Source organism: Nocardia suismassiliense (genome assembly GCF_900269665.1).
In the GTDB taxonomy this organism is placed as follows: Bacteria; Actinomycetota; Actinomycetes; order Mycobacteriales; family Mycobacteriaceae; genus Nocardia; species Nocardia suismassiliense.
On record NZ_LT985364.1, the window covers coordinates 16,922 to 30,060 of the forward strand.

The 13,139-nt window shown below is 64.6% G+C and carries 10 protein-coding genes; 6 read left to right on the forward strand and 4 right to left on the reverse strand.

The window, feature by feature from the left end; all coding sequences use genetic code 11:
• Positions 1–84 precede the first annotated feature (84 nt).
• On the reverse strand, positions 85–1,242 hold the full coding sequence (locus tag DBO33_RS41890) for a cytochrome P450 (protein WP_159080832.1): 1,158 nt from the start codon (positions 1,240–1,242) through the stop codon (positions 85–87).
• 149 nt (positions 1,243–1,391) lie between these two features.
• Positions 1,392–2,207: a helix-turn-helix domain-containing protein gene (locus DBO33_RS41895; protein ID WP_159080833.1), complete on the reverse strand. Its 816-nt coding sequence runs from the start codon at positions 2,205–2,207 to the stop codon at positions 1,392–1,394.
• 854 nt (positions 2,208–3,061) lie between these two features.
• Here DBO33_RS41895 and DBO33_RS43410 point away from each other — a divergent pair.
• The 4 genes from DBO33_RS43410 to DBO33_RS43420 all read left to right on the forward strand — a co-directional run bounded on the left by DBO33_RS43410 (position 3,062) and on the right by DBO33_RS43420 (position 7,966).
• On the forward strand, positions 3,062–3,622 hold the full coding sequence (locus DBO33_RS43410) for a hypothetical protein (RefSeq protein ID WP_159080834.1): 561 nt from the start codon (positions 3,062–3,064) through the stop codon (positions 3,620–3,622).
• Positions 3,623–4,248: 626 nt separating this feature from the next.
• Positions 4,249–5,907: a serine/threonine-protein kinase gene (locus DBO33_RS41905; RefSeq protein ID WP_107661209.1), complete on the forward strand. Its 1,659-nt coding sequence runs from the start codon at positions 4,249–4,251 to the stop codon at positions 5,905–5,907.
• Positions 5,908–6,043: 136 nt separating this feature from the next.
• On the forward strand, positions 6,044–7,255 hold the full coding sequence (locus DBO33_RS43415) for a HEPN-associated N-terminal domain-containing protein (protein ID WP_159080835.1): 1,212 nt from the start codon (positions 6,044–6,046) through the stop codon (positions 7,253–7,255).
• A gap of 18 nt (positions 7,256–7,273) precedes the next feature.
• Entirely contained in the window at positions 7,274–7,966 is a 693-nt protein-coding gene (locus tag DBO33_RS43420; protein WP_159080836.1) for a hypothetical protein, read from the forward strand.
• Positions 7,967–8,078: 112 nt separating this feature from the next.
• On the opposite strand, the gene DBO33_RS41920 is transcribed toward DBO33_RS43420, so the two are convergent.
• A complete protein-coding gene (locus DBO33_RS41920) occupies positions 8,079–9,140 on the reverse strand; it encodes a hypothetical protein (protein ID WP_159080837.1) in 1,062 nt (353 codons plus the stop codon).
• Between the two features lie 501 nt (positions 9,141–9,641).
• Complete coding sequence (locus DBO33_RS41930) at positions 9,642–10,391, reverse strand: hypothetical protein (RefSeq protein ID WP_107661213.1); 750 nt, start codon at positions 10,389–10,391, stop codon at positions 9,642–9,644.
• Positions 10,392–10,772: 381 nt separating this feature from the next.
• Between DBO33_RS41930 and DBO33_RS41935 the strand changes: the two genes are divergently transcribed.
• Both DBO33_RS41935 and DBO33_RS41940 read left to right on the forward strand, forming a co-directional pair.
• On the forward strand, positions 10,773–12,083 hold the full coding sequence (locus tag DBO33_RS41935) for an SAM-dependent methyltransferase (protein WP_234391491.1): 1,311 nt from the start codon (positions 10,773–10,775) through the stop codon (positions 12,081–12,083).
• Positions 12,084–12,428: 345 nt separating this feature from the next.
• Positions 12,429–13,121, forward strand: coding sequence for a cutinase family protein (locus tag DBO33_RS41940; protein WP_107661214.1), 693 nt, complete (start codon positions 12,429–12,431; stop codon positions 13,119–13,121).
• Positions 13,122–13,139: the final 18 nt, after the last annotated feature.

Below are 13,139 nucleotides of genomic sequence, written 5' to 3' on the forward strand. Positions count from 1 at the left end.
CCACAGGTGAAATATTCGTTAGCACTGACTGTAACGCTGCGCTCACGCGACGGCTGTCCCCCGACAAGGGTGGTCTTGACCCGATCATGCGGGTTTCACCGGCAGGGTGAGCGGACCTCGGTGGCGGAATCCTGACCGCCATGGAATCTGTTCGTCGTCGAGGACTCGTAGCCGGGGCCACTGGCTGTAGAGCTTGCCGATCATCGCTGTTGCGATCGGCCGGATCAGCGCCGTGCCGACGCAGGCGTGCGTCCCATAGCCCAGAGCCAAGTGTGGTGGCGAGTTCCGATTGATGTCGAATTCGTCGGGTCGATCGAACTTCTGGGGGTCGTGATTGGCCGAGGCCAGGCACGGCAGCACTGTTTGACCGGCGGCGATCGGCTGCCCGTCTATCTCGAGGTCGGTGACCGCGAACCGCGGGCCGGCGAGGACCTGTGGGGACAGGTATCGCAACAGTTCGTCGACAGCGCTGCTGAGGTCCGGGCGTGTGAGCAACTCGGCGAGCTGAGCTGGTCTGGTCGACAACGTGAGTACTGTTCCTGCGAGCAGGTCGATCAGCACTTCGTACCAGACGAAAAGCATGTAGAAGACCACTCCCGCGAGCTCGGCGGTGCTCAAGTTGCCAGGTCGTGCCAGCCGGGTGAGCATCGTTTGGTCCTCGCTCTGGTGGCTGTGGTCGATCACCGCTCTGATGATCTGCTGCATGCTGGCCAAGGTGTCTCTTGCACGCGGGGTCGCGGCGGGGCGCATTGTCGAGTTCGCCCAGGCGAGAAGCTGATCGCGTGCATTGGGAGGTAAGCCGAGCAGCTCGCTCAGCACCAGAGCTGGGAGCGGGACGGCGACGCGGTCGACGAAGTCGAATTCGCGGATGCCGTCGAGTTGACGCAGAGTCGGCTCGATCAGCTGGGCAGCCCGGCCGCCCCACTCGCCGACGTGTCGGGGCGCGAGTTCGGTCACGAGCACGCGGCGTAGCCGGGCGATATCGCCGGGGTCGCTGGTCTGAAACACATCGAGCGGGGCCGGGACGGGAAATCCTCGGTAGTCGCTGCCGTTCGCGAACTTCACGTTGGTGGATAGATTTTCATCGATCAGGCACTGGCGGACGGTGTCGAAACGGGTCACCAGCCACGCGGGTGGGCCATCGGGTGTGGCGACTCGGTGCACGCCTGGGTCGGCCTCGCGCAGGGAGCGCAGGACTGGCCAAGGGTTTCTGGCGAAGTCTCCGCTGAAGATATCAGGCACAATGCCATCCTCACCCGAGCCCGACACTGCACTGCTGAGTGTCGGCGTGGTGGAGTGTTCGGGAAGTACTCCGCCCGTTCGAAGGTGTTGCGCGCCAGGGCTATCCGCGACATCCTCGCGGGGAGGGGTTGTGGCGTCTCCGTCGGCATTCATGTCGGAATCTCCGCCCGGACATCATCCGGCGTCGCGACGATCTCGAAGTCCCCGCGCGGGTGGCTGGGGAACCAGCTGCGCAGGATCTTGTTTGAGGCCGCTCGACGGCCGGTGAGGTCTCGGACTCTTATCCTGTTGCTGTCGAAGCCGTGGGCAGGTGGATCGTTCTTCCACATGTAGTCGAAGTCTGGATTCTGTTGGCAGGTCAACATGATTTCTGCAAATCGTGTCGGCGACATGCCTCGCGACCAGAATCGCATCATGTACACCATCTGGTGCGCGATGACCGGCCAATCAGCGAAGATGACGCGTGACCGATCATCTGTCATCATTCGCTCGATCATGTTCGCGGGCCGCGGCGAGTCCGGCGGCGCAGGGGCGAACATCGGATAGACCTCCAGACAGGTCTGGTTAGCGTAGATGATTTCGTATTCTGGCAGTTTTCGGTATAGCGCGGGAAACGGTAGAGCCTCGATGACAGTTATGTCTTCGTCGGTAATTTTAGGCGGCCATTTTCCCATCTCTACGCGGTAGGGACTTTCGGACGCGAGCGCCATCATCTTTCGGGTTTTCCAGTCCTCTACTTCTAGCGCCCTGCACAAGGTCAAGAGATTCTCCGGAAGCGGTCGCCGCCTCCCCTCCTCCCATTTCGAATAGGCGGAAACTGACACTCCAGCCAGCTCCGCCGCCTGGACCTGAGTCAGTGTGGTTCCGCATGATGACCGTCGTGATCGCCGCAGCTCTTGGATCATGGCACCGAGCACCAACATTGGCTGCCAATTGGAACCCGCCGCTGTTGTTCCCCCGAACATAAGCCCTCCTCACTACTCCAGCCGCCACGCCGACCCGAGACTGCCAGTACCCCACGTCACTGGCAGTCTCGGTGCGCTCCTGACATCCTTTTGTGGCCGCGCCGCCGATAATCCGTCCCCTGTCCCGCGGTTTTGCGGGCCGAAGATCCCTATGGTCTACCGGTGTCACCTGGAGGTGTCAACAAAAACAAGATTCACACTTCATGTGTGATTTTTACGCCGTATGGGTGGGCGTTTTTTTTCGGATCGGGCGTGCTCCCCTAGAGAGGCTGATCACGCGGGGTTTCCGGTACCGCCGTAGGGCACAGATGGACGGTCGAGAGTGTCCGAAAACCGCCAGAGCGCCCGCAAGGCGACGGAATACTAGCGGAAATTAGTCATATGCAAGTGCATTTGCAAATTCAAATGGCCTCGAATGATCTCCAAACGGAGATCGCTCCGCCACTTTCAGCCGCCGTGAACTGCCCGTTCGCTTGAGGTGACAGGCTTCGGGCGATCCAACTGCGCAACCCGACGGATCGCCAGCCGAGCGCTTTCCCCGAAGCGATGGCTAGCAAACATGCGGCTTGGCTATCGATACCCTGTCGACAATTGATCGGTCTACGGTCCATAGCGCCAATCGCACACGCTGCACTATCGTCGACCGACGCCCATACTGAAGAGGTCCAGTGCAGCAACCACCACATCGCCGACGACACCGCATTCGACCGTGCTGGCAGAACCTTCCAGCAAACCCCAACGTTCGGCTCCCGAAGGACTCAGCGATCCCCCGCAGATCATCCCCGACCCGGCATTCCGCACACAATCAGCGCCCTTACGTCACTGCTATAGCCGCTCATCAGCAAAGGAGCCGAATGACCGCCATACCTGCGGCAGTCCAACCCGGTTTCTGCCCTGTCAAATGGTGCTACACCTGCACACCCTCTGATGACCCGGAAGACACTCCGCACCGCCACGACGATCGCGCGATCGAGTTCGAAGTCTCGAGCCCAAGACAACCGCGTCGGTTACGCGAGGTGATGCATCCGTCCAGCCCGCTTCGCCCGCCGCCACTGATCATTCAGCGATCGTGTTTGGCATACGGCGATGGAACGTGCCTGACCACAGTCGATATCGTGCGCGATGACCTGCAAGGAATTGGTGTCGGGCCAGAAGACGCCCTTGAGCTGGCCGAGGTATTACGCCGCCCAGAGCTGCACTTCGGACGCCCTGTCTTCATAGAGCTGCACGAAGCTCCCATTCAGCCCCTGCTCGTCTGGACCGAGTCGGATGAAGCTCTAGATCCCCGCGACTACACGCTGCATTTGGCCCAATTCGACGGCGGGCGGAACTATCTCGACTACTTCATCTTCACGCCCGCCGAGGCACAACAGCTCGGCCAAATCCTGAGTAAGTTCAGCTACGACGGACCGTGAGGAGCACTCCGCGCCCGAGTGACACAGCTCGGCGAGCCGGGCATCACCCCGCGACTCCTCATACAGGCGCGAACCGCGGGCTACAGTCCGACCCTGGGATCGAAACCCTGCCCACCCAAATCGGTGGAACTGCAATAACTTCCGAAGCATCATCCCGGTTGCGGTCCACCACAAGCCCCCGTTATCGGATGCCGCTCGACGGGCCGGGCGCCGCTCCCATACCGCTGCGCGGAGGGTCGTCGAGCAAATCAGCTCGACGATCTCACCGCACCCCACGGCCAGGTCGGCGCTCTAGTCCTTCGCCAGTCAGCCGGCGGCCTGACCATTCACCGAGAGCAATGGCTGCGACAATGAAGACCTCTCGGCCACAGCGAGTTTTCGCGGCGGCAGGATAGCCCGGGGGCCGCACGCCAGGAGGAATGACAAAAGATGTGGAGTACCGCGGTACCTAGGTGAAAGGCCACATGGCCGCGCGAGTATGGATGGACTCACCCCTGCTCCCCCGCTCCGCTATTTCTCGACACCGCCGAAGGCGGCGCCGGCCACAGGCCGTTCCGCCAGCGCCGCATGAGCTCGCTCGGTAGGCTCGGCGCTCGATCGCTTGCAGACAATGAGGGGGCACGACAGTGCTGGCACCGGGTGATGAGTTCGCCGGCTACCGGATCGAGCGGCAACTCGGGCAGGGCGGAATGGGGTCGGTGTATCTGGCCCACCATCCCCGACTACCGAGACAGATCGCATTGAAGCTGCTGAACCCGGGGATGTTCACCGACACCGCGATCCGCCTACGGTTCGAACGCGAAGCCGACCTGGTCGCAAAGCTCGACCATCCGAACATCGTGACCGTCTACGATCGCGGCACCGAGGGCGATCAGCCATGGATCAGCATGCCCTACATCGACGGCGCCGACCTCTCCGCGCTGGACCCATCCACGATCACCGTCGAGCGGACCGCCCGCATCATCGCCAGCGTCGCCGCGGCACTGGACTACGCACACGCCAAAGACATCCTGCACCGTGACGTGAAGCCGGCCAACATCATGGTCCAGCCCGCCGCACCTGGTCGTGACGAACAGGTGCTGCTCACCGATTTCGGGATCGCCCGCCTGCGACAGGACACAGCAGGACTCACCGCTACCGGAACCTTCACTGCCACAATCGCCTTCGCTTCGCCCGAACAGCTCTCCAGCGGTGCGCTCGGTCCAGAGTCCGACCAGTACTCGCTGGCGTGCACCTTGTATCGGTTGTTGACCGGCACCGGACCCTTCGACGCCGCGAATCCCGCCGCTGTGGTGGCCGGGCATCTTCATTCGCCTGCACCGCCAATCAGCGCCCGGCGCGACGGACTACCTACCGCGCTCGACGCCGTTCTGGCCCGCGCGCTGGCCAAACAACCCGCCGCCCGCTTCGCTTCCTGCGGGGACTTCGCGTTGGCAGTGGCTGACATCGCCGACGGGTCCTCAACCATGGCGCGCCGGAGGGCCATCACGGAGCGAAGAGGCCGCTCTGATGTCCGCGGCCAGCTCGGTCATACCAGAGCCCTCGCCCACTCAGACGCGAGCGCAGCTCAGCCCGGCGGACAGCGACCCGCACCGTCATCGGTTCTCACCTCGCCCCGTCCCGCCGGCGCGCGTTCGGCGTCACACCGCCGAAGGCGCTCCGCGCGCTGGCTGCTGGGCACCGCAGCGGTAGTGATCGTGCTCGGCGTCGCCGCGACGATCGCGATCACTACGCGCGATTCCGATGCCCCAGCAAAGGGTCCAGTTCCATCCTCCGTGCCGTCGGATCCCGAGCAGGTCGCGATGCGAAATGCCTTCGCGAATCTGGTGCCCGAACCCGATGGCACCGACCACGGCCGGATCGGCACGAACGACTGTTCATGGCGCACGCCGGGCCAAGATCTGCGGACCAACAGCGGCAACGCAGTGTGGTCGAACAATCAGTGGGTCGCGGCGGCGGACTGCGTCAGCGGCGACGCCGGTCAAACACCCACCGGCTACGTCGTTTTCGCCTACCCCTCGCCAGAAGCTGCGGCCGCCGCGATTGATCGGTTGCCGCCGAACACCCAAGCCACCGAGATCGCCGGTGGCCGCGGCTATACCACTCACCGCTGGATTGCCCCTTTCGATCCAGCATGGAATCAGGTCGGCGTGCTTGCCGGTTTTCAGGGTCAGCCCGAACGTGCCCGATACCTGCTCTACGGATACCGCGGCGCGCGCATCGACAGCTCGACCTCCTCGGCTGAGCAGGCCTCTCTGGTCTGGTTCGCCAGCCTGCCGCTGTAGCCCTGGCTGTCCGCCGGCCGCGTTGCATCGCCAGGTAGTCCGGCGCGGCCGAAACCGCTCGGATCGATGTCCGCCGCGCTGGACTGCGACGGCACAATCGAGTCGGTTCGGGTCGCGGCATCGCTACGCTCGCTCGGTGGGCATAGTGAAGGGGATCGAGATGGAGCAGGACGATCAGGGATGGAACTTCAGCACCCAGTTCGTCTGCACTGGTTGTGTCTCCGACTATGCGCTCGAGGCGGCGATTGCCGACGAGGCATCGGCCGATGAGGTTTGCGACTTCTGCGGCGGTGGTCCAGCCGCGTCGATGGATGTGCTCCTCGGAGCCTTCTTCGCGGGCTTGAGGAACGAGTACGGTCGCGCTGATGACGAGGGTGTGATCTGGGACGGTCGCGAGGGTGGCTACCAAATGGCCGCGACGCGGGACACCTGGGATCTCATTGGGGAGTTCAGCGATGTGCTTTCGGGCGACGGGCTGGTCGATGCCGTTCGGCTGCTCGCGCACGACACGATGTGGGTCGAACGGAACTTCGCCTGGCGCCGGCGCGACGAGGTGCTCGACGACGCCTGGGCGAGGTTCTGCCGGACGGTGAAATATGAGACCCGCTACGTCATTTGGCTGAACGAGCAGACCAGCTCGGAAGAAGCCGCGATGACCGGAGAGATCCCGCCGGCGCGGATTCTGCACGACATCGGCGACCTGCTGACGCGATTGCGCCTCGGAGTACGAGTTCTGGATGCGGGCTACTCGCTCTGGCGAGCCCGGACCCATGACGGTCCCGGCAAGACATTCGACGCCGGCGGACTGGGCACCGTGCCCGCGGATAAGGCCAAGCAACCCAACCGTATGAGCCCAGCCGGAATTCCGCTGTTCTACGGAGCTGAGGAGATGGACACCGCGATCCAAGAGGTGTCGGACGGCACCACTCAGTGTGTCACTGCTGGTCGATTCCAGACGTCCCAGCCGTGCACCGTCGTCGATTTCACCGCCCTGCCCGAGGTGCCGAGCATGTTCGATCCCGAGCTCGGCGCCGACTGGCGCTACCTGAGTTTTCTGCACCGATTCGCCGCCGAGGTGAGCAAGCCGATCGATCCCGGCGACAGCAATATCGACTATGTGCCCACCCAGATCTTGACGGAGTTCTTCCTGCGGATCTTCAACTCCGCCGGGGTGGACGGCATCCTGTACGACTCGGCGACCGTGCCCGGCACCGTATGTGCCGCCCTCGATGTGCCGAACGATCGGTGCGTCGAGCAAACAACGGGGTGGGACAGCAGCGGCGAGCTTCGATTGGGCCTGGTCGCTGGTTCGATCACCATGCAAAAGCTGCCAGGAGCAAGCCCGTAGATCCGCACTCCCTGCGGCGTGGCAAGCCGGGTTCGATGTGTCGGTTCTGGTACGAACCTGCACATGAGGAAACGCAGCCCTGGGAAGAAAGCACGGCGGCAGGCTCGTCTGAATAGCAGGACTCCCTCGCAAGCGAGGCCACGGAACGCGGATCCGGGATCGGGGAGCTTTTCTCCGAACTTCCCGGCGCCGAGCGTCATTCCGCTTATTACGGATTGGAAAGACCCGAGTAATGTTCGAGAGGCGCTGCTCGACGATCTCCCGGCCGATGAGTTTCCTGCCGATACCCAGCAGCTCGTCGCCGATGGCGAGGCACTCGACGCGCGTCTTCACGCTCGCGGCTGGGAATTCGACGGCACTGCCTGCGGCGAGGGCCAATCCCTGGCGTGGCGCTTCCCGCCGAGTGAACACGACCCGGACCACGATCTCGCCGAACCACGCACCTGGTTCTTCATCAGTTTGCCCGAGATGGGCCGATACACGCTGGCGGAGTTACCGATCGAGGTTTACCTCGCGGGCCACGGGGTCGAGGTCGGGGCCTGGCGCGCGGCGAACATCGAGACCTTGTTCGAACAGATCGAGGCTATCGAGAGCTACCGTGCCGGTGCGGACACCAACGGATTCCCGCTGCCGTACGTGCCAGGCTCGTGCTATCACGACGAAGACAGCGAGTACGACGGGTTGCCACGTCCAGCGGCCCTGATTCACTGAATCAAAGTCGCCCAATCGAATTCAAGCTCACTGCCGACTTATCGACGGGTTCGCACGGCGGAGGCTCGGCATTGCCGCGCGGCGCTGACCGAGTCGGCGGTAGGCGCGCGGGTCAGGGCGAGTCCGGCCCTGCCGCATCGAGATCAGGAGCGTGGAGCGCTGCGTCATTTGCTGGTGAGGCCTCACTCATCTCGATGGTGTGAGCTGGGTGTGGTGAGGGTGGCCGGCGACTCTGAACTGCAGCTGCCAGGCCGTCGCCGGTTCGGGTGGGTAGAGGCGCCGCGTACTCTTCGCGGAGGTCGGCGGCAGCGATCAGCGCAGGATGCGGAGGTGTCGCATCCATCCCCATGCGGTGTTCGCGGTCCGCGGTGCCGGAGGCGAAGCCTTCGCCCAGCAAGTCCTCGACAACTGCTCGAAGGCGCTGTGCAGGCACGTCCACCTGTCGGGTGAGGATGCCATTGGTACCGGTGCTGTGGTCGGCGAGCCATACCTCGACCTGATACTGGTCGTCGCCGGCGATCGTGAACGTGGTGCTGAAATTCGGATGCTCAGCGGTGAATGAAATCCCGTCGTGGGCTGTTTCGGTATATCGGGCGCCGATTGATTGAAGGCTGAGCAGTGCCGCGTTCGGGTGCGAGTTGCCGGTCATCGTCTCCAAGAGGCGGGAACGGCCATCGTCGAGATCAGCGGGTCTCACCAGTTCCGGTGAGTGTTCGGCGTCCGGTGTCCAGTACGGGTAAACGGCTGCCCATTCTGGCTCCGGATGGAGGCCTCGCATCCGCACGCGTTGTCGCGGCGGTGACTCTGGATCAGTGTCGTGGCCTGCCGCAGCGAAACTGAGGTTGTTCGACAGCCACATCATCGCGTCGATATCGGGGTGCTCGATCTCGATGCAACCGAGGATCTTGCCCCGCCGGTCCACAATGTCGATCGGACCTCGCACGACCACCTTGGAGTCGTCGGGGTCTGTGCCCATCAACCACGAGCTCACCTCGAGCGCGCGCTCATTGAACTGAGACAGAAGATCGTGTGCAGTGGCGGCGGTGGTGTAGCTGCCGCTGTCCAATGAATCCGCCGCAGCATGGATGCGGCTGGCGAGTTCGGTCATGTCTCGTCGAGCCAACATCTCGGTGTGCGCACTCAGCAACGCGCGCACGGTTTCCGCTCTAGACATCTTTGACCTCCGCCGTTCCGGTGTCGGAAAGCGTAGGCGCGGTGGTAGGCAACGCCTTGCCGCTCTCGCACTCCGTGTGGGCAATCGGAGTTGGCGACTATCTGCCGAGGTGGTGCCGGGCGGCCGCCTTTCGATACCACCCGGGGTGCTCAGCTCTCGCTGGAGTGGACCGGACGCACGGCGTCTGCCGGTATCCATTGGAAGAACTGGCGGCGTTCTGCGCTGTTGCGTGTTTCGTAGCGGATCTCCACTAGTCCGTACCAGCGCACCGCCCCGCCGCCCCAATACCATCGGGACCACTGGTGCAGGACGCCGTGGATCCACTCGTCGAGGATCTGCGGATCAAAGCTGTGGGCGACCACGCCCAGGCTTGGGCGGTCGCGATCCTCTCGCGGTCCTGGCGGTGGCGGCAGCAGTACCCGTGTCGAGCGGACCCATACCGGCACAGGCCCTCCGCTGCGCGGCAGTCTGATCGGAGATTGGTCGTCGTTCATGGCCGTGTCATCCGGCCAGGTGCAGGCGCGGCGGCACGATCGCTTCGTCGGGTTTCCACTGCGTCCATTGCGTGCCACCACCGCATCCGGCGAGCACCAGGCGGCCGCTGCGTGTTCGCTCATCGCGGGTGCGGACGGTGACAACTTGGTGCGCTGCTCGCAGGCGTCCGCGGCCCCGGCCGATCCCGATGTACTGCACCCGCCGGGTCGTGATACGTAACTCGGTGCGGGCCCAGCCTCGGTTCGTAGTGATCACTACGGCCCCGGATTTGCGGATCTGGCCCATGATCACCCGCGCCCTGGCCGGTGCGACGGTGAGTTCATCGAGGTCGACAACGACGACCGGGATCCCCTCGAGGCAGACGCTGACAATCTCTAAGGGGTCGGTTCCTGGCTGTGGAATCAGTGCGATCTTGTTGAGGTCTGCGCCGAGCTCGACGGCCGACAACAGCCCGATCCGCGTGCCGCCGATGATGACGGTCGCCAGGCCTGCACCGCTGGCGGCGGCGATCAGGGCATTCAGCAGCGCGCCGCGCGGGCAGGCGGTCACGGTGCCGCGGCCCAGACCGCCGCCAGGCAGCAACTCTCCCAGTGCGCCGGGTACCGCGACACCGTCGATGCGGCGAGTGCCGCCCGCGGCGTTGGTGCCCGATCGCGAGGGAACAGCATCGATCCTGGCCTGCAGCTCCTGCACACGTTCCCGTTTGGACAATGAGGCCAAGCGGGTGCGCTCGTCAGCGGACGGCGTGGCACCCATCAGCAAACCTTTCGCACATCGAACGTATGTGCTAAATAATTGCACATTCTGCGCTCCGCGTGCATCGCACGGGACGAAACAGTGGTCACGATCTCGCGACCGTCCAGGCCGCCACCCGGCATGGCGGCCCGTCGCCAGCCGAGGCCCACAACGTGTGTGACCTGGCACGCTGCACACACCGATCGGGATCTACCCTCAGCGCACCGAGCCACGGCTTCCATGTCACCGAAGGGCCACCGCACACATGTCCTACCTCTGTATCGTTGTCCCCCAACATGGTTGGCCAAAGTTTCGCGCCGCCGAACCCGTCCCCGTTTCGCACCATTCAGCAACCTCCGCCGCTCCCGGGCAGGGCCGGTGAACGCACTCGGACCAAACGCCGTGCCGCGCCCAACCGGGCTCGTGACGCCGCAAGGCGGTGCGGGCGGCGTTACGGTGGCGCGAGCGGTGGAGATGGTGACCGATGGCACGATGGCGCTGCGGATCACCGCGTTCGACGGCTCAGCAACCGGTCCGGTCGACGCCGTCGTGGGGTTGCACCTGCGCTCGCGGCGCGGACTGCGCTATCTACTCACCGCGCCCGGCGAGCTCGGGCTGGCCCGCGCCTATATCTCCGGGGAACTGGAGCTGATCGGCGCCCATCCTGGCGATCCGTATCCGGTGCTGGCCGAGCTGGCCGCCGGCCTGGCGTTTCACCGGCCGCCCACCGCTGATCTGGTGCGGATACTGCGCGGCATCGGGTGGCAGTCGCTGATGCCGATCCCACCACCCCCGCAGGAAGTCGCTCCGCGCTGGCGCCGACTTGCCGCAGGTCTGTCACATTCGCGCGCTCGTGACGCCGCAGCGGTCGGGCATCACTACGACGTGTCCGCCCGATTCTATCGAAATGTGTTGGGCCCCAGCATGGTCTACACGTGTGCGGCCTATCCTTCTGTGGACTCCAGCCTCGAGGTAGCGCAGGAGAACAAGATGCGGCTGGTTTTCGAGAAGCTGCGCCTGCGGCCCGGCGACCGGCTGCTCGATCTCGGGTGCGGGTGGGGACCGTTCGTCCTGTACGCCGCACGCCGCGGGGTGCGCGCGGTGGGTGTGACCTTGGCCGCCGAGCAGGCCCGGTTCGGGCAGCGAGCTATCGCCGAGGCAGGCCTGGACGATCTGGCCGAGATACGCCACGGCGACTATCGCGACCACACCGAAACCGGATTTGACGCAGTCTCGTCGATGGGGATGACCGAACACATCGGAATCGCCCAGTACCCCACCTACTTCGCGATCATGCATGCAGCGCTGCGTCCCGGTGGGTTGATGCTCAACCACTGCGTGACCCGCCGCGACGGTCACGCCCGCACCAGAGCCGGTGCGACCGCGGATCGCTACATCTGGCCCGACGGGCAGCTGGCCAGCGTGGGCCGCATCGTCAGCGCGATCCACGACGCAGGATTCGAGGTGCTGCACACCGAAAACCTGCGCGAGCACTACGCGCTCACTCTGGCGCACTGGTCGGCCAATCTGGTCGAGCACTGGGACGATGCCGTCGCCGAGATCGGAGCCGAACGCGCGCGGATCTGGGGGCTGTTCATGGCCGCGGGTCGTCTGCGGATGCGCCGCGGCCGGCTACAACTTCATCAGGTGCTCGCGACCAAGCCCGACCATGCTGCTCACCCAGTACCGCTGGGACCGTGGTGGCAACGGTGATGACATCGCTCGAGCCGGATTCCCTACTGCCCCTGCGGGATCTCGATGTCAGCGTAGAAACTCCGTGAGGCCGACGGCAGTGAGAGGCTCCGCGCACAAACCGATGCAGATTGCGAAGCTCTAGGCCAATCCCTCTGCAGTCCAAAGGGACTGGCCGAATCAGCAATTCGCCGACTACACCGGTGCCGACGACATCTGCCGATGGGTTGATCCGGTTACGTTTCGTCCCAGGCGGCTAAAAGGGCCGGTACACCACGGGCGACTTCGATCGAGCGTCTGCGGAATCTCCCACCGGGTGTGGGACCTCGCCGCCTACCGTCGCGTTGCGCCGACAGCATTGCTGCCATGCCGAGTTCATTGCGCCCCCGACGATTCCGCGTCGAATCCTCTGCGTTGTCGACCGCCCGAGTGATCGTCGGCGTTCTCGCCTCGGCGCTGACGATCACCGCGCCTGTAATCGGCCCAGCGTCCGTGGCGTCCGCAGCGCCCGCGTGCACGTCCGGAGTCGAACTGGTCGTCGCGCGGGGAACGCGGGAGCCCGGCTATCTCGGTGCCGAGATCGGCGATCCGCTCGCTCTGGCACTGCCGAGGATGGTGGACATCCCGGTCACCACCTACCCGGTGGCCTATCCCGCCGAACTCCTCGATCCCTCCTCGATCAGCCGAGGTACCGCCGATCTGGTGCAACATCTGACCGAGGTGTCCGCCGCTTGCCCCGAGATGCGCATCGTCGTCGCCGGCTACTCCCAAGGCGCGGCGGTCGTGCACTCCGCGCTCGGCGACGGTCTCGCCGCCGCGATTCCCGGAACAGTCCGCATTCCGCCGTGGGTAGCACCCCGGATTCAGGCAGTGCTGTTATTCGGTGATCCGCTGCGCCTGGTCGGCAGCCCGGGCCTGCCCGGCCCGTGGCGCACCGGAAGCTGGTGTGTCGCTGGCGATCCGGTATGCCAGATCGGCGGGCTGCAGCCACTTGCGCACGTGGCCTACGGCGATGACACCATCCAAGCTGCCGCCATGTTCGCTGCCAGCGCGCTGTGACGGCGGTCGGCGCGAGCA

Bases quoted from the DNA above. Each gene is read 5' to 3' on its own strand.
- DBO33_RS41895 (WP_159080833.1), bottom strand. From the start codon at position 2,207: ATGTTCGGGGGAACAACAGCGGCGGGTTCCAATTGGCAGCCAATGTTG.
- DBO33_RS43410 (WP_159080834.1), top strand. From the start codon at position 3,062: ATGACCGCCATACCTGCGGCAGTCCAACCCGGTTTCTGCCCTGTCAAA.
- DBO33_RS41930 (WP_107661213.1), bottom strand. From the start codon at position 10,391: ATGGGTGCCACGCCGTCCGCTGACGAGCGCACCCGCTTGGCCTCATTG.
- DBO33_RS41940 (WP_107661214.1), top strand. From the start codon at position 12,429: ATGCCGAGTTCATTGCGCCCCCGACGATTCCGCGTCGAATCCTCTGCG.
- DBO33_RS41920 (WP_159080837.1), bottom strand. From the start codon at position 9,140: ATGTCTAGAGCGGAAACCGTGCGCGCGTTGCTGAGTGCGCACACCGAG.